The 20,777-nt window shown below is 56.7% G+C and carries 17 protein-coding genes and 1 pseudogene; 3 read left to right on the top strand and 15 right to left on the bottom strand.

The window, feature by feature from the left end:
- Positions 1 to 6: 6 nt before the first annotated feature.
- The 12 genes and pseudogenes from wzyE to trxA form a co-directional block, all read right to left on the bottom strand.
- Positions 7 to 1,350, bottom strand: coding sequence for an ECA oligosaccharide polymerase (gene wzyE, locus ACLHDD_RS16150; RefSeq protein ID WP_427104875.1), 1,344 nt, complete (start codon positions 1,348 to 1,350; stop codon positions 7 to 9).
- Positions 1,347 to 2,414 (bottom strand): TDP-N-acetylfucosamine:lipid II N-acetylfucosaminyltransferase, encoded by a 1,068-nt coding sequence (locus ACLHDD_RS16145; protein WP_427104874.1) that lies wholly within the window; start codon positions 2,412 to 2,414, stop codon positions 1,347 to 1,349. Before ACLHDD_RS16145 ends, wzyE begins: the two co-directional genes overlap by 4 nt.
- Positions 2,411 to 3,661 carry a lipid III flippase WzxE gene (wzxE, locus tag ACLHDD_RS16140; protein ID WP_427104873.1) on the bottom strand — a complete coding sequence of 417 codons (1,251 nt, stop codon included), beginning with the start codon at positions 3,659 to 3,661 and terminating at the stop codon, positions 2,411 to 2,413. The genes ACLHDD_RS16145 and wzxE overlap by 4 nt, the downstream gene beginning before the upstream one ends.
- Positions 3,661 to 4,791, bottom strand: coding sequence for a dTDP-4-amino-4,6-dideoxygalactose transaminase (rffA, locus tag ACLHDD_RS16135; protein WP_427104872.1), 1,131 nt, complete (start codon positions 4,789 to 4,791; stop codon positions 3,661 to 3,663). Before rffA ends, wzxE begins: the two co-directional genes overlap by 1 nt.
- Positions 4,778 to 5,485 carry a dTDP-4-amino-4,6-dideoxy-D-galactose acyltransferase gene (gene rffC / locus ACLHDD_RS16130; RefSeq protein ID WP_427104871.1) on the bottom strand — a complete coding sequence of 236 codons (708 nt, stop codon included), beginning with the start codon at positions 5,483 to 5,485 and terminating at the stop codon, positions 4,778 to 4,780. The genes rffA and rffC overlap by 14 nt, the downstream gene beginning before the upstream one ends.
- Positions 5,454 to 5,594 (bottom strand): annotated as a pseudogene (locus ACLHDD_RS16125) (glucose-1-phosphate thymidylyltransferase); the annotation flags it as partial. The pseudogene ACLHDD_RS16125 and the gene rffC, both read right to left, overlap by 32 nt.
- A gap of 72 nt (positions 5,595 to 5,666) precedes the next feature.
- Positions 5,667 to 6,926, bottom strand: coding sequence for a UDP-N-acetyl-D-mannosamine dehydrogenase (gene wecC, locus ACLHDD_RS16120; RefSeq protein WP_427104870.1), 1,260 nt, complete (start codon positions 6,924 to 6,926; stop codon positions 5,667 to 5,669).
- The gene (gene wecB, locus ACLHDD_RS16115; RefSeq protein ID WP_427104869.1) at positions 6,923 to 8,053 is read right to left on the bottom strand and encodes a non-hydrolyzing UDP-N-acetylglucosamine 2-epimerase; all 1,131 of its coding nucleotides are present in this window, start codon (positions 8,051 to 8,053) and stop codon (positions 6,923 to 6,925) included. The genes wecC and wecB overlap by 4 nt, the downstream gene beginning before the upstream one ends.
- A 10-nt stretch (positions 8,054 to 8,063) precedes the next feature.
- Positions 8,064 to 9,119, bottom strand: a complete 1,056-nt coding sequence (gene wzzE, locus ACLHDD_RS16110; protein WP_427104868.1) for an ECA polysaccharide chain length modulation protein — start codon at positions 9,117 to 9,119, stop codon at positions 8,064 to 8,066.
- 29 nt (positions 9,120 to 9,148) lie between these two features.
- Entirely contained in the window at positions 9,149 to 10,228 is a 1,080-nt protein-coding gene (gene wecA, locus ACLHDD_RS16105; protein WP_427104867.1) for a UDP-N-acetylglucosamine--undecaprenyl-phosphate N-acetylglucosaminephosphotransferase, read from the bottom strand.
- Between the two features lie 280 nt (positions 10,229 to 10,508).
- Positions 10,509 to 11,768, bottom strand: coding sequence for a transcription termination factor Rho (gene rho / locus ACLHDD_RS16100; RefSeq protein ID WP_003851960.1), 1,260 nt, complete (start codon positions 11,766 to 11,768; stop codon positions 10,509 to 10,511).
- A gap of 352 nt (positions 11,769 to 12,120) precedes the next feature.
- On the bottom strand, positions 12,121 to 12,453 hold the full coding sequence (trxA, locus tag ACLHDD_RS16095) for a thioredoxin TrxA (RefSeq protein WP_003851963.1): 333 nt from the start codon (positions 12,451 to 12,453) through the stop codon (positions 12,121 to 12,123).
- Between the two features lie 117 nt (positions 12,454 to 12,570).
- Here trxA and rhlB point away from each other — a divergent pair, with 117 nt between their 5' ends.
- Complete coding sequence (gene rhlB / locus ACLHDD_RS16090; protein WP_313655887.1) at positions 12,571 to 13,863, top strand: ATP-dependent RNA helicase RhlB; 1,293 nt, start codon at positions 12,571 to 12,573, stop codon at positions 13,861 to 13,863.
- A 6-nt stretch (positions 13,864 to 13,869) separates the two neighbouring features.
- On the top strand, positions 13,870 to 15,354 hold the full coding sequence (gene ppx / locus ACLHDD_RS16085) for an exopolyphosphatase (RefSeq protein ID WP_427104866.1): 1,485 nt from the start codon (positions 13,870 to 13,872) through the stop codon (positions 15,352 to 15,354).
- A 47-nt stretch (positions 15,355 to 15,401) separates the two neighbouring features.
- Here ppx and rep read toward each other — a convergent pair whose 3' ends face one another.
- Positions 15,402 to 17,423: a DNA helicase Rep gene (gene rep / locus ACLHDD_RS16080; protein ID WP_427104865.1), complete on the bottom strand. Its 2,022-nt coding sequence runs from the start codon at positions 17,421 to 17,423 to the stop codon at positions 15,402 to 15,404.
- Positions 17,424 to 17,498: 75 nt separating this feature from the next.
- Between rep and ppiC the strand changes: the two genes are divergently transcribed.
- A complete protein-coding gene (ppiC, locus tag ACLHDD_RS16075) occupies positions 17,499 to 17,780 on the top strand; it encodes a peptidylprolyl isomerase PpiC (protein ID WP_111139451.1) in 282 nt (93 codons plus the stop codon).
- Here ppiC and ACLHDD_RS16070 read toward each other — a convergent pair whose 3' ends face one another.
- Both ACLHDD_RS16070 and pdeH read right to left on the bottom strand, forming a co-directional pair.
- Positions 17,781 to 19,841: an AsmA family protein gene (locus ACLHDD_RS16070; RefSeq protein WP_427104864.1), complete on the bottom strand. Its 2,061-nt coding sequence runs from the start codon at positions 19,839 to 19,841 to the stop codon at positions 17,781 to 17,783.
- A 63-nt stretch (positions 19,842 to 19,904) separates the two neighbouring features.
- A complete protein-coding gene (pdeH, locus tag ACLHDD_RS16065; protein WP_427104863.1) occupies positions 19,905 to 20,678 on the bottom strand; it encodes a cyclic-guanylate-specific phosphodiesterase in 774 nt (257 codons plus the stop codon).
- Between the last annotated feature and the right edge of the window lie 99 nt (positions 20,679 to 20,777).

Genomic DNA, 20,777 nt, shown 5'->3' with positions numbered 1-20,777 from the left:
GGTTAATCAGAGCGGGCTGTGGACTACCCGCCTGCTGCGGTCGCGAATTAAACCTGCGCGATCCAGTAACCAGAAAAGTAATTTAGCCATGCCCAGGCAGGCAGCAAAAATGATGCAGAAAAACACCACGCGAGAGCCAAACGCATCGAGACCTTCGCGTGCCAGCACGATCATGTTGAAAACTGCCCCAAAACAGAAGCTTTGCAGGATGGCACCGCTATAGCGATTGGTTTCAAGACAGCCACGCTGATAGATCGCATCAAAGGCTTTAATAATCATCCCGACTGCAACGGCACCGAGCGGAATCGCCCAGACGCCGCCCATCACCACCAGCGAGCCTATCAGCGTAGGTGAAATCGCCAGGCCAGAGTGGTTGTTCAGCACTTCCCAGGTAAAGTAGTTAGCGCTGTTGAGCACCGCCAGCGGTCGATCCGGCCAGAGCCAGGTCGGAATAAATACGTAAAAATCGCGCCACAGCGGAGCCAGTCCCTGAAACTCGATTCTGGCGTAGTTATCCAGCAGCAGGGCGAGGTTTTCCCACGGCGAAAACGTATCACGCGTCAGATAGAGGAAGGTATAGAACGCTTCATCGCCCATGACGTCCAGGTTGTAGCGGCGTAGTGCCAGCCAGAACATCCCGGCAATCGCCATTACCCCAGCCGTTGCCAGCATCCACAGCGTGATCCAGCCGCGGGTAATGCCGATAAACAGGAAAAGGGCAAACGCGATAATGATGTTAGCGCGCGTGCCCCCGACCAGCGCATAGGTCAGTAAACCAAAGGCTACGGTGACCACCAGGAACAGCAACCAGTTGCGACGTGTCGGGCGTAAAAAGTAGGGGATGAGCATCGCCGGAAGAAAGAAATAGAAAAATCGCTTAAGCGCCACACCCGAGACTTCACTGGAGAAGATCTGGTTGTAGGCGGTGAGGCGGAACAGCAGAAAGCCGTTATGAATAAAAAACACTGTAACGGTGCCCAGCGCCACCAGTGCCAGAATCACGCAGGTCAGATGCGTCTCGACACGATTCATCTGCAGCCAGGGTTTCGCCGGCGTGGCGCTGGCGGGCTTCAGCCGTATTTTATAGCTGACGTAATAGATAGCATAAAACGCCGTGGCCGACAGCAGCGCCTCCAGCAGATTTTCAACCGGCACGACATCGACATTAAAACGGAACACCAGTACCGAGGTCAGCGGAAAACCGAAATAAAAAGTCAGCAGAAACAGCAGGGTAAAGAAGAGATGGAAGTTAAAACGGACACGCTTAAACTCCCGCCAGGTCAGGGTCAGAATAAAAGTCAGCGACAGCAGATAGACCACCAACAGGCCGCCAAACTGCATAAGACTCATGACAACGCTCCTTCGCTGAGCTGTAACGCCGCCCGCCAGCCGGCCAGATAGCCCGGCGCAAAAAAGGCGATCGCCTGCTTATCGCAGCTCGCCAGCTGACGCCGCGCCTCAGCAATCACCGCAGGCGACAGCGCATCGTCGCTGAACAGGACCGGCAACTGCTGCTCAGCCACATCACGCCAGAACGGATTTTTGCGGGTCAGAACAAAAGGGACACCGGCCTGAATCAGCAGGCAGAGCGTGCCTACCCCCTGCTGACGTTCAGACATAAAATAGCCAACATGGCAGCGCGCCAGCAGGGCCAGATAGTGCTCAAATGGCAGATTTTCGCGGATCAGATTGACCTGTCCGTCCGGGAAAAGCGTCTCTGCGACGCTCTGAATCTGGCTGATATAAGCCTCGTTGCCCGGCGGATAGCCCAGCGGAACATTGATACGCACCCGCTCGCCAAACTGCGCGCGAATCGCCTTCAGGCCTTCGATATGCCGGTTACTCGGATCGCCGGAGTTACCCAGCAGCAGCGTAAACGGTTCTGAAGGCGCAGACTCAACCGCAATGGCAGGCATGCGGGTCGGAAAATAGAGCAGTGAACCGGGCACGCGTCGATGGCGCTGCTGATAGTGATGCAGGTCGCCACGGGTCGCAAAAACCTGAGCAACGCGGCCCTGGGCAATCCGGCGAATGTGATCGAACAGACGGAACTTCAGGCTGCGCGAATCCTCATAGAGATCGGCCCCCCAGACGTGCCAGAAGATCTGCGAGCGGCGCACTTTTCCGCTGAGCAGAGCCAGCCAGATCCACGGGTTAAACTGCCCGTGACAGAAAAACCGCTGCTGACGATCGCTGGCCCGTGCCACGACCGCCTGCGCCAGCGCTTTCTTGCTGGCAAAGCATTCGATCTGTAACGCGCTGAAGGGGGCCAGGCTTTCAGGCTTTTGCGTCACCACCATAAAATGGCGTGGCGAAGCCACGGGCTGTTCAACGCTGAGGACGTCGTTGAAAAAGCGCAGCACCGTCTGGTTGTGGTGGGGAATGTCCGATCCCAAAACGTGAATTAAAGTCATTTTATCCGGCAGTAAACAATAAAAGCGCCACAACACAGGGCAAAGTAAAGCATATAGGTCAGCATATAAGCCTGAGCCGCTCCCGTCGCGCCATAGAGCGGGATCAGCCAGCGCGATAACAGGGTCAGCAGCAGAAACTGGCTGATCTCAGTCAGAACATAAAAGCGCAGCGAAGCCTTGGCGATCACCAGATATCCGAAAACATAGGCGCCAACTTTAAAAACATCGCCGCACAGCTGCCAGACAAAGAGATCGCGCATGCCGCGAAACGCCTCAGAGAACAGCAGGCTGATGGCGAAATCGCGCAGCACCCAGACGCCAAAGCTGGCAACCGCGACGGCGGGCAGGACAAAGCGCAGCGCACGGCCAATCTCACGCGCGATGTCGCGTTTATTGTCGAGCCGCGCCAGCGTCGGCAGCAGCCAGACGCTGAAGGTGGCGGTGATAAACTGCAGATAAGCATCGGAAATGCTGGTCACGCCCTGCCATAATCCGACCTGTGCCCAGCCCTGCTGCTGCGCCAGCAGATTACGCATAAGCATCCAGGCGACAGGCAGGGTGACGGTCGTGATCAGCGCCATCAGCGTATATTTTGCCAGATTCCCCGCCAGCTCAGGATGCCATTGGGGACGCAGCCAGCTCAGCGGCAGCGGCACACGGCGTTTCAGCATGATCAGCGCCGGCAGCAGCAGTAAGGCCGGAACCAGCGCCAGCCCGATCAGTGCGCCCTGATAGCCGCCAGACCACCAGCAGACCAGATAGCCTGCCACACCGATCAGACTGCCGAAGATCAGCGCCAGCGCATTACCGCGCGCATCGCGATATCCCTTCAGCAGCGCCAGGGTAAAGTTGGCCCAGGCAATGCCGAGCTGCAGAAAGGCCACCACCCGGATAACCCCCTGATAACGATCGTGGCCAAACAGCGCGGTACTGATGGGGCCCGCCGCCAGCAGAAACAGCAGCGCCAGCACCCCGGAAAAGCCCATCACCAGGGTCGATGCCGTTCCCACCATCGCCCGCAGCCGATCGGGCTGCTGCTGATACTGCGCGACATAGGTGGTGACACCGTTGAAGATACCCGCGCCCGCCAGTACGCCCAGTACAGTAATCAGCTGACGGAAGTTCCCCGCCTGGCCAACGCCCTCCGGTCCGAAGCTGACCGCCAGCAGTTTGACGACCAGCAGACCGGCCACAATTTTTACCAGTGTGGACGACGCGGTCCACACTGAGGCTCTGGCGAGTGACATCAGGAGAAGAAGCTCAGCAGTGAGCTGATGACGGTGCTCTGGTTGTTATCAGACAGGTTATAGAACAGCGGCAGGCGCAGCAGGCGTTCGCTTTCGCGGGTGGTAAAACGATCGTCACCGGCAAAGTGCGAGAATCGCTCACCGGCAGGCGAACTGTGCAGCGGAATATAGTGGAACACCGTCAGAATCTCGGCCTCTTTCATCCAGTTGATCAGCGCCTGGCGATCGTCCTGATCGCGCAGTTTGATATAGAACATGTGCGCATTGTGTTCGCAGCTGGCCGGGATGACAGGCAGGCTGATGCGGCCCTGAGCCGCCAGCGGCTGGAGGGCGTCATAATAGCGCTGCCAGATGCGTAACCGCTGCTGATTGATACGCTCCGCAGCTTCCAGCTGCGCCCAGAGATAGGCCGCCTGCAGATCGGCCATCAGATAGCTCGATCCCATATCGCGCCAGGTGTATTTATCCACCTGCCCGCGGAAAAACTGGCTACGGTTGGTGCCTTTCTCGCGCACGATTTCGGCGCGCTCGACCAGGCTGGCGTCGTTAATCAGCGTCGCCCCACCTTCGCCGCCTGCGGTGTAGTTTTTCGTTTCGTGAAAGCTGAAGCAGCCGATATGGCCGATGGTGCCCAGCGCGCGACCTTTGTAGCGTGACATTACGCCCTGCGCCGCATCTTCAATCACAAACAGATTATGTTTTGCCGCCAGCGCCATGATGGTGTCCATCTCACAGGCCACGCCCGCATAATGCACCGGCACGATAGCGCGGGTTTTTTCCGTGATGGCCGCTTCGATCAACGTTTCATCAATGTTCATGGTGTCCGGGCGTACGTCGACAAACACAATCCGTGCGCCGCGCAGCACAAACGCATTGGCGGTAGAGACGAAAGTGTAACTTGGCATGATCACTTCATCGCCAGGCTGCAGATCGATCAACAGCGCCGCCATCTCCAGCGACGCTGTGCAGGAAGGCGTCAGCAGCACTTTTTTGCTGCCGAAACGCTGCTCCATCCACTGCTGGCAGCGACGAGTAAAGCCGCCGTCGCCGCAGAGCTTGCCGCTGTTCATTGCCGACTGCATATACTCGATTTCGGTGCCCACAACCGGAGGCGCATTAAATGGAATCATGACCTTTCCTGTAAAACCAGTAGGCGGTGCTGTCGAGCCGGGCACCGCTGCGTAAATAGAGGCGCATTGCCGTAAGATTGCTGAGCTGAGTGGCAATTCGCAGCTGGTTCAGTTGCCGTACCCGTGCCCAGTCAGCCGCCGCCAGTAGCAGTCGCTGACCCAGTCCCTGGCCCTGCGCGTGAGGCAGCACACCCAGCAGGCCTACGCGCGCATCGCCATCGACTGCGCGGAGCGAAACAAAGCCCTGAAGCTGCCCGGCGGTATCATTCGCCACCAGGCACTGGTCGTCAAACGAACCGCGCACTGCATTTTCAATCCACTGCGCGTAAAAGCGGCCGCTGGCATCCGGCGCATACCAGGGCGCACGGAAACGGCTCTGGCTGAACAATGCAGACGCCGCATCGCGCAACGGCACGATCTGCGATTCGCGGGCAATGCGAATTCCCGCCTGCCGTTCCGTCTGCGCCACTGCCAGCGTCAGATCGGCCTCACCTTCTGCCAGCTGAAACTGATGCTGCTGCAGCGTATCAATCAGCGCAGTCTCGCTGGCCGCCACTTTTATCTGCATCAGCGCACAGGGATGACGCAGCGCCTGGTCCAGTGGGGTGTCACCTTCTGCTTCCAGCCGCACGGTCTCAACACCGAAGAACGCGCTCTCCCAGCTAAGGGGATGAATATTGACGTGGAGAGACATGTAATAAATCCAGCAGATAGTGGCCGTAGCCGGTTTTTGTCAGTGTTTCGCCCGCGGTGCGCAGCTGGTCGTCACTCAGCCAGTGATTACGCCAGATAGCCATCTGTAGCCGCCTTGCAAACAGAGAAACGCACCAGCGCCGAACCGATAAAACCGGCACCGCCGGTGATCAGAAAGCACGTCATCGCCAGACACCTTTGGTGTCGACAATCCAGTTCTGCTGCACGCGCGCGGCGTCGATGGCGCGGAAGGCGCGATGATCGACCAGCATCACCAGAATATCGGCCTGCGCCAGCGCCTGCTCAGCCGACACCAGTTGCGCATGGTCGGCGAGCGCGTCCGTCAGCTGCGCGATATGGGGTTCAACCACCCAGGTTGTGCCACTGTGCCACTCGGCGATGTTCCGGGCCACGCCAATGGCCGGGCTTTCGCGCAGGTCATCAATATTGGGTTTAAAGGCCAGGCCAAAACAGGCGATGGTGATATCGCTGGCGCGCTTGCCGGTCTGAGTCAGGCAGTCTGCCAGCGCCGTTTTCACCTGATCCAGCACCCACTGCGGCTTGGCGTCATTGACCTCACGTGCAGTGCGGATCAGGCGAGCCAGGTCAGGATTCTGCGCCACGATGAACCAGGGATCGACCGCGATACAGTGGCCACCAACACCCGGCCCAGGCTGCAGGATATTGACGCGCGGATGGCGATTCGCCAGCGCAATCAGCTCCCAGACGTTAATGCCCTGGTCGGCGCAAATCAGCGACAGCTCATTGGCAAAGGCGATGTTCACATCACGAAAGCTGTTTTCAGTCAGTTTGCACATCTCGGCGGTGCGGGCATTCGTCTCCACGCATTCGCCTTTTAAAAACAGTCGATAGAGTTCGCTGGCACGGGCAGAACAGGCGGGCGTCATGCCGCCAATGACCCGATCGTTGTTAATCAGCTCAACCATGACCTGACCCGGCAGCACCCGCTCCGGGCAGTAGGCAATAAACACGTCAGGCGCTTCACTCTGCTGAGGAAAGCGCAGATCGGGCCGGGCCGCAGCCAGCCAGTCGGCCATCTGTTCGGTGCTGCCTACCGGCGATGTCGACTCCAGAATCACCAGATCGCCTTTTTTCAGCACTGGCGCAATCGACTCCGCCGCGGCTCTCACAAAGCGCAGGTCGGGCTGATGCCCATCTTTGAACGGTGTTGGAACGGCAATCAGAAAAGCGTCGGCGGCTTCCGGCTGCAGAGTGGCACGCAGATCGCCTCGCGTCACGGCAGCATGGACAACCTGGTCCAGGTCGGGCTCCACAATGTGGATTGCACCACGATTGATGGTTTCTACGGCGCGGGCATTGATATCCACCCCCACCACTTTTTTTCCCTGTGAGGCAAAAACGGCGGCCGTTGGCAGCCCAATGTATCCCAGTCCAATCACGGAGATGGTTTCAAAACTCATAATTCGGCTCGGTTATCTTTTAAGGCTTGTAAAATGCGACCACAGGCTTTGCCATCGCCATAGGGATTATGGGCGTGGCTCATTGCCTGCCAGGCCTCGTCGTCGCTCAGTAATTCACCGACACTCGCAACAATTCTGGCGATATCGGTGCCCACCAGTCTGACGGTGCCGGCGTCGACCGCTTCGGGGCGTTCGGTAGTATCACGCATCACCAGGACCGGTTTACCCAGCGAAGGTGCCTCCTCCTGGATACCGCCGGAGTCCGTGAGGATCAGCCAGGCACGATTCATCAGCCAGACAAACGGCAGATACTCCTGAGGTTCGATCAGGATGATATTCTCAATGCCACTGAGGATGCGGTTCACCGGCTCACTGACATTGGGATTGAGATGCACCGGATAGACAATCTGCGCGTCCGGATGCTGGCGGGCGATCTGCGCCAGCGCGCTGCAGATGCGCTCAAAACCGCCGCCAAAACTCTCACGCCGATGGCCCGTGACCAGCACCAGTTTTTTAGCGGGATCGAGGAACGGATAGCGTGCCGCCAGTTCTGCATTCAGGCTGGTGTCATCCAGCACCCGGTCGCGAACCCATAGCAGCGCATCGATGACCGTGTTACCAGTCACGATAATACGTGCATCCGGCAGATTCTCCTGCAGCAGATTCTGGCGCGATCGGGCAGTAGGCGTGAAGTGCAGACGGGCAAGATGGCCGGTGAGTTTGCGGTTTCCCTCTTCCGGCCACGGTGAGGCGAGATCGCCGGTTCGCAGACCTGCCTCCACATGGCCGACGGGGATCTGCTGATAAAATGCGGCCAGACTCGCTGCCAGCGTGGTGGTCGTGTCACCATGCACCAGCACGATGTCCGGCTTAAAGTCGAGCAGGACGTTTTTCATCCCCTCAAGAATACGGCAGGTGATTTCGGTCAGTCCCTGTTCGGGACGCATGATATTGAGATCATAGTCCGGCTGCAGCCGGAAAAGACGCAGCACCTGGTCGAGCATTTCGCGATGCTGAGCTGTGACGCAGAGTCGCGACTCAAACGCAGGATCCTGCGTCAGCGCCTGAACCAGCGGGGCCATTTTGATGGCCTCCGGACGAGTACCAAATACGGTCAGAACTTTCACACTGTTTCTCTCAATCATGCATGTCTGACATCGGACGCGGACGCGGACGCCGTGCCAGCGCCACACCTGCGCCGGTTAATGCACCAACTGCACCCCACAGAATCATCATGAACAGGCGTCGCGGGCTGTCACGGGATACCGGCTCTTCCGGGGTACGCAGATAACGGTAGGTCTGGAACTGGCTGTTCAGTTGTGGCCCGGCCTGCAGCGTCGTCAGCATTGCCCTGTTCTGATCATAGCTGATATCAAACGCCGGACCGGTGGCGCGCAGGGTTTCCAGCTGTCCCTGCAAAACCGGCTGGCCCAGCAGGAAGAGATCGCTGTCTGCCAGGTTTTCGCTCATCTCGCGTGTCTGTTTCTGACTGATCCCCTGCTGACTGGCGAGCTTCAGCGCCTGCTCAAGCCGGTGCTGCTGGCGCTGGAAGACCGCATTCGCCACATCTTCCTGACGTTTTACCTGCGCCTGCAACTGGTTTGTGCGTGCCTGCCAGGCACCTTTCAGCTCATCGTTAAGATGCCGCGCCGCGCGCTCACTGGCGTAAGCAATATACTGACGCAGCAGATTGTTGGCGTCGCCCGCCGTTTCCGCTTTAAGTCTGATGTTATCGGGCAGGTTATGCGCTGCGTCGGCGGGCGTGAACAGAATATTGCCGATCATATCGTCGAGCAGGGCGGCATCGTTATGCGCGTTGCCTGTTTTGCGACTTTTGTAATAGTCAGTCTGCTGCCAGAATTCGCGACGCGTATCCCAGGAGGCGAGTTGCATCGTGAACTCCTGATAGACCGCATCCATCACGGTCGGTGACGGCGCTGCCAGGGTTAAGGCGTTATTGCGCGTATCCAGGTTGGTCAGAAATTGCTGTTGCGCATAGTAGGATCCAAGCATGTTGACCGTGGGTCGATCGGTGATCGCCGTGGTACTCCAGACCTGTTTCATCAGCAGCGTAGCTATCCAGGCGACCAGCGCAAACAGCAGCGCCAGCCCGATAATCCAGTGCTTACCGCGCCATAAACGGCAGCCAAAGCTGCGTATATCCAGTTCGTTGTCCACAACGTCAGAAGACATGCCAGCGTTATCCTTTATCAGCATCGGGTTCATTTATTTTTGGCTTCACGATAATGGTGCAGGCGACGCTTGATGCGCCGGACACGGCGCGCCACACGCCACGCATGCTTCAGGCAGTAGCCGTAAACCATAAAAGCACCCAGGAACAGCAGCAGCATTACCCACTCCGGGATGAAAGCCAGATACTCACCCAGCACACCGATACCGGCCAGAATTGCCGCTGCAACAGTAATCAGTACAAACGCCTGACGTGAACTGAAACCGGCTCGCATAATCAGATGATGAATGTGCTGGCGGTCAGCAGAAAACGGACTCATGCCTTTACGCAGGCGACGATACATGATTGCCACCATGTCCATCAGCGGAATGGCGATCAGCCACAGCGCGGTTACCGGGGTAATGGGATGGCTCAGACCCTGGGTCGTTTCCAGCAGAATCCAGATAATGGTGAAACCAATCATGGTACTGCCGGCATCGCCCATAAAGACTTTAAAACGACGTCCCAGGAAGCCGAGGTTAAGCAGGATATAGGGCAGTGTGGCGGCGATCATCGCAAAGCACCACATCGCGAGGCTGGTCTGGCCGTCGAAATAGAGGATGATTCCCATCGCGGCAAAAGTCACTGAGGAGAGGCCACCCAACAGACCGTCGATGCCATCCACCATATTGAAGGCGTTAATGGCGGCCCAGACAGCAAACAGCGTCAGCACATAGCCGAAAGGTCCCACGACCAGCTCAATCGGCCCCACGATGAACCCCAGGCTGAGCAGGTAAAGTTTGGCACCAAACATCATCACAAAGGCGACAATGGCCTGCACGACCGCACGAATTTTAACGCTGATGTCAAAACGGTCATCCAGTGCCCCGACCAGCACCAGCACACCCGCGCAGCCCAGATAGAGCAGCGCGTGAGGCAGATAGTAGTTGGTGATAGCGAACGTAAAGCAGATACCTGCGAACACGGAAATGCCGCCAACCAATGGAATCGCGCCATGATGGCGTTTACGTGAGTTAGGCTTATCTACTAAACCAATTTTTTTAGCTGCTTTTCGCGCAAAAAAGAGGAAAGCCAAAGAAAAGAGAAAAATTAATCCAAGCTCAGTACTCATAGTGAGTAAATTCACGTTAAACGCTCTCAGCTAACATCCCGCACAACAATACGCGAAAAAACTCGCCTGTCGCCGTGTCGGATTCCGAATTCTGCATAAAGAGAAAGGCGAACGATTAAATCTTCGCCATCGCTACCACAGTCATTATTCATGCTCCTGCCAGTCTTCAATCCTATAGCTCATAAATGAAAAACGCCACGTTGAGACGTGGCGTCAGGTCGATTTTCTGCGCATCCGGACTAAAAAAGCTGAATCAGGGATTCGGCCTGGCCGTTTCGGATTAGGAACGCTTCATCATATCGAAGAACTCATCGTTCGTTTTGGTCATCGCCAGCTTGTTAATGAGGAACTCCATTGCGTCGATTTCGCCCATCGGGTGAATAATCTTGCGCAGGATCCACATTTTCTGCAGCTCTTCCTGAGAAGTGAGCAGCTCTTCTTTACGGGTACCGGAACGGTTGTAGTCGATGGCCGGGAAAACACGTTTTTCAGCAATTTTACGCGCGAGGTGCAGTTCCATGTTACCTGTACCTTTAAACTCTTCGTAAATCACTTCATCCATCTTCGAACCGGTATCAACCAGCGCCGTCGCGATGATGGTCAGGCTGCCGCCCTCTTCCACGTTACGTGCCGCACCAAAGAAGCGCTTTGGACGATGCAGGGCGTTGGCATCCACACCCCCTGTCAGGACCTTACCAGAAGCAGGTACGACGGTATTGTAGGCACGCGCCAGACGAGTGATGGAGTCGAGCAGGATGATAACGTCCTTCTTGTGTTCAACCAGGCGTTTAGCCTTTTCGATCACCATTTCAGCGACCTGAACGTGGCGTGAAGCTGGCTCATCGAAGGTTGACGCAATCACTTCGCCTTTAACCAGACGCTGCATCTCGGTCACTTCTTCCGGACGCTCGTCGATCAGCAGCACCATCAGCACACAATCCGGGTAGTTGTAGGCCAGGCTCTGCGCGATGTTCTGCAGCAGCATGGTTTTACCCGCTTTTGGCGGTGCCACGATCAGACCACGCTGACCACGACCGATCGGCGAAGCCAGATCCAGTACGCGGGCAGTTAAATCTTCCGTTGAGCCATTACCCCGTTCCATACGCAGACGTTTGTTCGCGTGCAGCGGTGTGAGGTTTTCGAACAGAATCTTATTACGCGCATTCTCTGGCTTGTCATAGTTAACTTCGTTAACTTTCAGCAGTGCAAAATAACGCTCACCTTCTTTTGGTGGACGGATTTTACCAGAGATGGTGTCACCAGTGCGGAGGTTAAAGCGGCGGATTTGGCTGGGGGAAACGTAGATGTCATCAGGGCCGGCGAGGTAGGAGCTGTCTCCTGAACGGAGGAATCCAAATCCATCCTGAAGGATCTCCAGCACGCCATCACCAAAGATGTCTTCGCCGCTTTTCGCATGCTGCTTCAGGATTGAAAAGATAATGTCCTGCTTGCGCATGCGAGCCTGATTTTCCAGCCCCATATTTTCGCCGAGAGTAATCAGCTCAGCAACCGGCGTATTCTTTAATTCGGTAAGATTCATAGTGATGGGTTCTTAAACTCGGGGTATTACTCGGAATGTTTGTCGTGAGTGGTATGGCAATTAATCCATGCCGTTAATGGCTCTTTTCGGCGCTTTCCGACGATCATCGTATGAAATGGCGATCGGTATGCAGAAAGATGTCCGAATGTGATGCCAGAGTTGGAGCTAACCATAAGATTGCTGACCCATTTTCTCTTTAAAAGGTACAGTTCGACGGGATTCAGCAAGGGAAAACTTTTAGATGCTAACTACAAGGTAAGTGCGTAATGCAGTATAGGTAACTTAGCACGCCTGAAAGCGAACGTCCAGCAGCAGGAGATAAATTCACCACTGCCAGACATTCAGCCCTGAATTACGCCAGATTAGCGTTCAGGAACTCTTTCAGCTGGCCTTTAGACAGCGCGCCCACTTTAGTCGCAGCGACTTCACCATTTTTAAACAGCAGCAGCGTCGGGATACCACGAATGCCATACTTTGGTGCCGTGCCTGGGTTATCGTCAATATTCAGCTTAGCGATGGTCAGCTTGCCATCATACTCTTCTGCAACTTCATCAAGGATTGGCGCGATCATTTTGCAAGGACCACACCATTCAGCCCAGAAATCTACCAGTGTAACGCCGTCGGCTTTCAGCACGTCGGTGTCGAAACTGTCATCGGTCAGATGAACGATTTTATCGCTGCTCATGTTTTACTCCACAAGATTATGCCTGGCGAATTGGCGTAATATATACCAATGTAGGTTGACTTTATTTCATCGGATACGCTTTCGTAAAGCGATAGTAAGCTGATATTCTACCACACTATGAGCAAAACACACTTAACTGAACAGAAGTTTTCCGACTTCGCCCTGCACCCGAAAGTGGTGGAAGCCCTTGATAGTAAAGGCTTTCAATACTGCACGCCGATTCAGGCGTTAGCTCTGCCTTTTACGCTTTCAGGGCGTGATGTTGCAGGCCAGGCGCAAACCGGTACCGGCAAAACGATGGCGTTTCTGACGTCAACGTTTCATCATCTTCTTTCTCATCCTGCGGCCGAAGGTCGGCAGGTAAACCAGCCACGGGCATTAATTCTTGCGCCGACGCGTGAACTTGCTGTGCAGATTCATGCGGATGCCGAACCCCTCACCGCCTCAACCGGCCTGAAACTGGGTCTCGCCTATGGCGGAGACGGTTATGACAAACAGCTGAAAGTGCTGGAACAGGGCGTTGATATTCTGGTCGCGACCACGGGTCGGCTGATCGACTACGCGAAGCAGAATCACGTTAATCTGAGTGCTATTCAGGTCATGGTGCTGGATGAAGCCGATCGCATGTTCGATCTCGGCTTTATTAAAGATATCCGCTGGCTGTTCCGTCGCATGCCGCCAGCAACACAGCGTCTGAGCATGCTGTTCTCGGCTACCCTCTCCTACCGCGTTCGTGAACTGGCGTTTGAGCACATGAACAGTGCGGAATATGTGGAAGTGGAACCGGAGCAAAAAACCGGTCATCGTATTCAGGAAGAGCTTTTCTATCCGTCTAACGAAGAGAAAATGCGCCTGTTGCAGACCCTACTCGAAGAAGAGTGGCCCGACCGCGCCATTGTCTTTGCTAACACCAAACACCGCTGTGAAGATATCTGGGGCCACCTGGCCGCCGATGGACACCGTGTCGGGCTGTTGACCGGCGACGTGGCACAGAAGAAGCGCCTGCGCATTCTGGATGACTTCACCAAAGGGGATGTCGATATTCTGGTCGCCACCGACGTTGCTGCCCGTGGTCTGCATATTCCGGCGGTCACGCACGTCTTTAACTACGACCTGCCTGACGACTGCGAAGATTACGTTCACCGTATTGGCCGTACCGGTCGTGCCGGTGCCAGCGGACACTCGATCAGCCTGGCCTGTGAAGAGTATGCGCTGAACCTGCCGTCGATTGAGGAGTATATCGGTCACAGCATTCCGGTCAGCAAGTACAGCAGTGAAGCGCTGTTAACTGATTTACCGCCGCCTAAACGCCTGCAGCGCAGCCGTTCCGGAAATGGCCCGCGTCGTGGGGGCAACAACGCCAGTCGTCGCGGTGCGCCACGCAATAACAACCGTAAACGTTCAGGTTAGGCCATCATGCTCAGCGCGTCGTCACTCTATGCAGCGATTGATTTAGGGTCTAACAGCTTTCATATGTTGGTGGTGCGCGAGGTCTCTGGCAGTATTCAGACCGTTGCGAAAATTAAGCGTAAGGTTCGCCTTGCGGCCGGACTGGATAAACAAAACCTGTTGTCAGCCGAGGCGATGTCGCGCGGCTGGCAATGCCTCAGACTCTTCTCAGAACAACTGCAGGATATTCCCCTCGATCAGATTCGTGTGGTGGCAACCGCCACGCTGCGTCTGGCATCCAATGCGCAGACGTTCCTCGACACGGCTCAGCAGATCCTCGGCTGTCCCATTAATGTCATCAGCGGGGAGGAAGAGGCGCGCCTGATTTATCAGGGCGTGGCACACACTACCGGTGGTTCCGACCAGCGTTTAGTGGTCGATATCGGCGGCGGCAGCACCGAGCTGGCGACCGGCGACGGCTCCCACGCCTCCGTGCTGTTCAGTCTGCCGATGGGCTGCGTCACCTGGCTGGAACGTTTCTTCAGCGACCGCCATCTGGCAAAAGAGAACTTTGACCAGGCGGAGCGCGCTGCGCGGGCGATGATCCAGCCGGTTGCCGCGCAACTGCGTGAGCAGGGCTGGCAGGCGTGCGTCGGTGCCTCCGGCACGGTGCAGGCGCTGCAGGAGATTATGGTGGCACAGGGCATGGATGAGCGCATCACGCTGAATAAACTTCAGCAACTGAAGCAGCGTGCCATTCAGTGCGGCAAACTGGAAGAGCTGGAAATCGAAGGGCTGACGCTGGAGCGGGCACTGGTGTTCCCCAGTGGCCTGTCGATTCTGATTGCCATCTTTCAGGAGCTGAGCATCGACAGCATGACGCTGGCGGGCGGTGCCCTGCGTGAAGGACTGGTCTACGGCATGCTGCATCTGCCCGTCGACCGCGATATCCGGACCCGCACGCTACATAACATCCAGCGCCGTTTCAGCATTGATGTCGAGCAGGCCGACCGCGTGCGTCAGCTGGCAGAGAGCTTTTTCCGCCAGGTTTCCACGCCATGGAAGCTGGATCAACGCTGCCGTGAGCTGCTGCTCAGCGCCTGTGCGATCCATGAAATCGGCCTGAGCGTTGATTTCCGTCATGCGCCACAGCATGCAGCGTACCTGGTACGTCATCTTGACCTGCCTGGCTTTACTCCGGCGCAGAAGAAGCTGCTGGCCTGCCTGCTGCAGAACCAGAGCGGCAGCATCGACCTGGCGCTGCTGACCCAGCAGAACGCCCTGCCGCCGCGTCTGGCGGAACGGATGTGTCGTCTGCTGCGGCTGGCAATCATCTTCTCCACCCGTCGTCGCGATGACACGCTGCCTGCGGTCCGGCTTCAGGCGGACGATGATGCTCTGCATCTGACCCTGCCCGCGGGCTGGCTGGAGGCGCATCCGCTGCGCAGTGAACTGCTTGAGCAGGAAAGCCATTATCAGTCTTACGTCCACTGGCTGTTAACGCTGTCGTAAGTCCGACCCGGTGAAGCGAATACCCTTCGCCTCACCGTTTTCCCGCCTTAACCTTTCTTGGCCTTATCCAGCATCGCTCTCAGTCCGGCGACCCGGCTCTGACCGGTTTTCATCCGCTCCTCGGCGCTGACGACCTTGCGCTCGGTCTCCCACTGCAGATCGTCCTGCGGCAGTTCCAGCAGAAAACGACTCGGTTCAGGCCGGACCAGCTCGCCATATTGCCGGCGTTCACGACACAGGGTAAAGGTCAGCTCTTTCTGCGCCCGGGTGATGCCCACGTAAGCCAGACGGCGCTCCTCTTCGATGTTATTCTCATCGATGCTGCTCTGATGCGGCAGCAGCCCCTCTTCCATCCCGACGAGGAACACATAGGGGAACTCCAGCCCTTTTGAGGCGTGCAGCGTCATCAGCTGCACCTGATCCAGCTCCTCATCGCTTTCACCGCGCTCCATCATGTCGCGCAGGGTAAAGCGGGTGACGACCTGCGCCAGCGTCATCGGCTCGTCGATATCGCTGCCTTCCAGCATTTCGGTCATCCACTGAAACAGCGTATTAACGTTCTTCATCCGCATCTCGGCGGCTTTCGGACTGCCGGAGGTTTCGAACAGCCAGCTCTCGTAGTCGATGCCGCGGATCAGATCGCGGACGGCGTTGACCGGTTCGCGTTCGGCCAGCTGGATAATCTCATTCAGCCAGTGGGTAAACCGCTGCAGATGTTCCAGACCGCGTCCGGTAAGAGTCTGCCCCAGCCCGACGTCAAAGCTGGCGTTAAACAGGCTTTTACTGCGCAGGTTGGCCCACTCGCCGAGTTTCTGCAGTGTGGCCGGGCCAATCTCGCGGCGCGGCGTATTAACGATCCGCAGAAATGCGCTGTCATCCTCGGGATTGGTCAGCACGCGCAGGTAGGCGAGCAGATCTTTGATCTCCGGTCGTGAGAAGAACGAGGTGCCGCCCGAGATGCGATAGGGGATGCGGTTCTGCATCAGAAACTTTTCAAAGGTTCGCGACTGGTGGTTACCCCGGTAAAGGATCGCGTAATCTTTGTACTGCGTACGGTTGATAAAGTGATGCGCGATCAGTTCGCCGGTCACCCGTTCGGCTTCATGCTCCTCGCTGTTGGCGGTCAGCACCTTAAGTTCGCTGCCCTGCCCCAGCTCCGAAAAGAGCCGCTTTTCAAAAACGTGCGGATTGTTGGCGATCAGGATATTTGCCGCTTTCAGGATGCGCTGCGATGAGCGGTAGTTCTGCTCCAGCTTGACCACCTCCAGCGCCGGGAAATCCTGGTTCAGCAGCACCAGATTCTGCGGCCGTGCGCCGCGCCAGGAGTAGATCGACTGGTCATCGTCGCCCACCACCGTGAAGCGCGCGCGCGCGCCGACCAGCAGCTTTACCAGCTCATATTGGCTGGTGTTGGTATCCTGATACTCATCCACCAGCAGGTAGCGGATACGCTGCTGCCAGCGTTCGCGCACCTCCAGATTCCGCTGCAGCAGCAGCGTCGGCAGCAGGATCAGATCGTCAAAGTCCAGCACGTTGCACGATTTGAGATGCTGGCTGTAAAGGGCGTAGCAGTGGGCAAAGATATGATCCTGCTGCGATCGCGCCTGCGCGGTGGCGGTTGGCGGATCGACCAGATCATTCTTCCAGTTTGAGATGGTGGAGATGAGCTGCTGCAACAGCGTCTTATCCTCTTCCAGCCACTCTTTCGTCAGCTCTTTCAGCAGCGCGAACTGATCCTGATCGTCGAACAGCGAGAAGTTAGACTTCATGCCCAACGCCGCCGTTTCGCGCTTAATGATCTCAAGGCCCAGCGTATGGAATGTTGAGATCAGCAGGCCGCGCGCCTCTTTACGGCCCAGGGTCTGCGCCACACGCTCTTTCATTTCGCGCGAAGCCTTGTTGGTAAAGGTTACTGCCGCGATATGGCGGGCCTGATAGCCGCATTCACGAATCAGATGGGCAATTTTGTTGGTAATCACGCGGGTTTTACCTGACCCCGCGCCCGCCAGCACCAGACAGGGACCGGTAACAAATTCGACGGCACGTTGCTGGCTGGGGTTTAAACGCATAGAAGAAATCGCCTGATTGAATCAAAAGAAAGGGGTTTATACTGGGCGGCAATTATACACAACCGAGATACCAACATGGCGAAAACTGCGGCGGCTTTACACATCCTGGTCAAAGAGGAAGCGCTGGCAAAAGAGATTCTGGCGAAACTGGCGAAAGGCGGCAATTTCCAGCAACTGGCAAAGAAACACTCAACCTGTCCTTCCGGCCGCAAAGGGGGCGATCTGGGGGAGTTTCGTCAGGGACAGATGGTACCGGCCTTTGATAAAGCGGTCTTTACCTGCCCGCTGCTGACGCCTTACGGGCCGGTAAAAACCAGCTTTGGTTATCACATTATCAAAGTGCTCTACCGCAACTGATCACTTTTTCTGTTTCATCTGCTGCAGTACGGTGCTGCACTGATTATCTTCGTTGTCGCTGGGGGAGATCAGTGCCAGCAGCGCGGCGGCCGGACCGACCACCGCGCCCAGCGCCACGGCTGCGGCACCGCGCGCCAGCAGCGGCCCCGTCTTAACGCCCGCGTCAGGATTTTTAAACGTGCCGCGCACATAGAGCGGCGAACGCAGCGTCACGATACGAATGCCTTTACTCTCAGGATTGACCGAGAGATCAAGCCGCTCACTGGCAAAGTTCGCGTTGCCTGACACGTTGATGATCGCGTTCTCGGTATCGAATACAAACAGGTTAGGCGTCGCCAGACCGTTCTGCAGCCGGATATCTGTGGCGGCGCAGTTGATACGCACCTGATCATCGCCAAACAGTTTGCCCACCAGATAGTTACCGACGTTCAGGCCGGCAATCTCCATCAGGCTGCGGCTGATCAGGCCATCGTTCATCAGCAGCTTAAGCTGGCCGTTGCTGGTCGCCAGCAGGTCGGCCACCGAGTTCCCTGTTCCGGTGAAGCTGGCATCGCCGTTAAGCTGGCCGAGGCTGTTCTGCATCGCCTGCACATCCGGGAACATCTGACGCAGGCGTAGCTTACGCGCATGCAAATCCACACGCCCGCGCATCGGTGAGCGACTGCCTTCAAGGCGGATAGTGCTGTTCAGGTTGCCGCCTGCGACACCAAAGCGCAGCGGATCCAGCAGCAGGTCACCGTTTTTCATCTGCAGGTGAGTATAGAGATCGCTTAGTGGCAGCGAATTGCTGTGTTCGATACGTTTGCCACTGAACTTCACGTCGGCATCCATGACGTCCCAGCTTTTGGTTTCAAACTTATCGTGTGGCAGCACGCGGTCAGCAGGCTGAGTCGATTTCTCACCGCGCCGGGCTTTCGCCTGTGCCGTTTTCTCGCTGCCTTTGCCGGAATCCACACCAATCAGCGGTCCCAGATCGGCCATCCGCAGCTGCTCAGAGGTCAGTTCGCCAGTGAGGGTCGGGCGGGGTTTACCCTGACTGTAGACCAGCGTTCCGTGAATATCGCTGTCACCAATATGACCGTTGAATTTTTCATAGCGGTAGACCGCGCCCTTTTTACCGCTGAATTTTGCGATCAGATGACCGTCCGTTTCATACGGCGGGGTGTCCGGCAGCAGGACGCCGGTCAGACCATACAGGTTCGCCAGCGTATCGCCAGAGAAACGCAGCCGCACGTTAAGTCCGCCAAGGTTCATCGGGTCCTGCAGGCCCCCCGTCACCTGAACGCGGGTAGTACCATTACGGACATCGGCCTGAATCGGGAACGGGGTATTCTGACTGCGCAGCGACAGCATGCCACCGATCTTTCCCTCGCCACTCAACTCTTCGTTGTTGTAGCGGCCATTAGCCTTCCAGCCGAAGACGAAGTCGCCTGCGCCCTTCTGCTGGTCATCGCCGCCGGCAATCTGCGCATAGGGCACCGGTTTTCCCAGCGGATTGATCTGAACCGTGACGTCCGCGCGGTTAACCGCGTCGCGATAGCGGATTTGGCCCTGATCAAACAGAATATTATCCAGGCGGAATGACCAGGCGGATGGCGTATTCGCCTTCTCATCGCTGTCACTGCTGGCGAGATCAAACGTCCAGTTGTTCTTCTTATCGGCCGTCTGGATCAGCCGGGCATCAGGCCGCTGCAGTTTAATCCAGGGGATAAACAGCTCTTTATGCAGCAGCGACAGCGGGGCCAGCGTCGCATCAGCCCGCTGCAGATGCACCATGGTCACGTCAGAAATGCCAGGCGGGTTGCCCAGCATGATATCTTCCGCATGCAGCTGCGGCCACGGCACCCAGCGCCGCCAGCCTGATTCGTCACGATGACGCACCCAGTCGACACCCAGGTCTCCCCGAATCGCAAAGGGCCGGTTTAACTCGGTCGAGACTTTCTGATTAATGGTGGGTTTCAGGCGGTTCCAGTCAAAGGTTGCGATGATGACGATGATCACCACAATCAACAGCACCAGAATTCCCGCGACCCAGCTGACTATTTTCCCGGTACGCGACATTACGCTTTCTCCTTGCACATTCACGGTCTGGGTTAAAGATAGTCGAGACCACGGATAACGGCATCAGGGAAGCTGGAGAGTGAGGTGATCCAGTTCGGAAAATGGAACCGGACGCGAAAAGAAGTAGCCCTGCGCTGCAATCGCTGACGAGGCTTTGACCTGCTGCCACTGTGCGTCGGTTTCCACGCCTTCTACGATCACGCCGTTGCAGTAGCGATTGATCAGTGCCAGCAGTGTCGGAAACAGGCCGCGTCCTTCATCGCTGCTGTTCAGCAGCATAAAGAGGTCGCGTGATAGCTTAATGTAGTCATATTGCAGTTCAGTCAGCGCCGAAAAGTTCGCCATTCCCGAGCCAAAATCATCCAGCCACAGCGGACCCAGCTCGGCTATTTTTGCCACTTTCTCCGGCTGTGGCAGCGCCTGATGCTCGGTAAGTTCAAAGCGCAGCCAGGGCAGACGGGCGATAAGATGTCGCATTGCGGGTCGGTGCTGAATGGCGAGCAGAGAAGCGCCGTCAATGTTGACCGACGCCATCACTTCATGGCGCTCAAAAAAGGATGACCACTGCATGAGGAGCGCCAGCTGCTCATGGACCACGTTCAGGCGCTGTGCAATATCGAGCCCGGCAAACCAGGCTTCGGGCGAAAGCGGCTGATCCGGTGCACCGGGATGAGAAACGGCAGTCAGCAGTTCGATAGCAAGCAACCGACCGGTTACCCGATAGATCGGCTGGAAGCGATAGTGCCGCTGACATTGTTGCCAGAAGAGCGGGCTTTCCGTACAGGGATGGGGGTCAGTTAAAGACGGCAGCCTTTGAAGAATACTCTCCATTACCATGTTTTTTTCCTGGTGAGTAACGGGTCTCCAGCATGGGAGACGCTGCCGCGATAATCGGGATTGCCTGGGATAATAAGATGAAGAACCCGGCCACATAAA

The organism is Pantoea sp. NSTU24, assembly GCF_050157905.1.
GTDB lineage: Bacteria > Pseudomonadota > Gammaproteobacteria > Enterobacterales > Enterobacteriaceae > Pantoea.
This window is presented reverse-complemented; position numbering and strand designations above follow the sequence as displayed.

What these genes read in the sequence shown, in the direction of transcription:
- ACLHDD_RS16070 (WP_427104864.1), bottom strand. Translation starts at nt 19,841, where the DNA reads ATGTCGCGTACCGGGAAAATAGTCAGCTGGGTCGCGGGAATTCTGGTG.
- wecC (WP_427104870.1), bottom strand. Translation starts at nt 6,926, where the DNA reads ATGAGTTTTGAAACCATCTCCGTGATTGGACTGGGATACATTGGGCTG.
- rhlB (WP_313655887.1), top strand. Translation starts at nt 12,571, where the DNA reads ATGAGCAAAACACACTTAACTGAACAGAAGTTTTCCGACTTCGCCCTG.
- rho (WP_003851960.1), bottom strand. Translation starts at nt 11,768, where the DNA reads ATGAATCTTACCGAATTAAAGAATACGCCGGTTGCTGAGCTGATTACT.
- wecA (WP_427104867.1), bottom strand. Translation starts at nt 10,228, where the DNA reads ATGAGTACTGAGCTTGGATTAATTTTTCTCTTTTCTTTGGCTTTCCTC.
- ACLHDD_RS16145 (WP_427104874.1), bottom strand. Translation starts at nt 2,414, where the DNA reads ATGACTTTAATTCACGTTTTGGGATCGGACATTCCCCACCACAACCAG.
- ppx (WP_427104866.1), top strand. Translation starts at nt 13,870, where the DNA reads ATGCTCAGCGCGTCGTCACTCTATGCAGCGATTGATTTAGGGTCTAAC.
- rep (WP_427104865.1), bottom strand. Translation starts at nt 17,423, where the DNA reads ATGCGTTTAAACCCCAGCCAGCAACGTGCCGTCGAATTTGTTACCGGT.
- wzxE (WP_427104873.1), bottom strand. Translation starts at nt 3,661, where the DNA reads ATGTCACTCGCCAGAGCCTCAGTGTGGACCGCGTCGTCCACACTGGTA.
- wzzE (WP_427104868.1), bottom strand. Translation starts at nt 9,119, where the DNA reads ATGTCTTCTGACGTTGTGGACAACGAACTGGATATACGCAGCTTTGGC.
- wzyE (WP_427104875.1), bottom strand. Translation starts at nt 1,350, where the DNA reads ATGAGTCTTATGCAGTTTGGCGGCCTGTTGGTGGTCTATCTGCTGTCG.
- pdeH (WP_427104863.1), bottom strand. Translation starts at nt 20,678, where the DNA reads ATGGTAATGGAGAGTATTCTTCAAAGGCTGCCGTCTTTAACTGACCCC.
- rffA (WP_427104872.1), bottom strand. Translation starts at nt 4,791, where the DNA reads ATGATTCCATTTAATGCGCCTCCGGTTGTGGGCACCGAAATCGAGTAT.
- rffC (WP_427104871.1), bottom strand. Translation starts at nt 5,485, where the DNA reads ATGTCTCTCCACGTCAATATTCATCCCCTTAGCTGGGAGAGCGCGTTC.
- trxA (WP_003851963.1), bottom strand. Translation starts at nt 12,453, where the DNA reads ATGAGCAGCGATAAAATCGTTCATCTGACCGATGACAGTTTCGACACC.
- ppiC (WP_111139451.1), top strand. Translation starts at nt 17,499, where the DNA reads ATGGCGAAAACTGCGGCGGCTTTACACATCCTGGTCAAAGAGGAAGCG.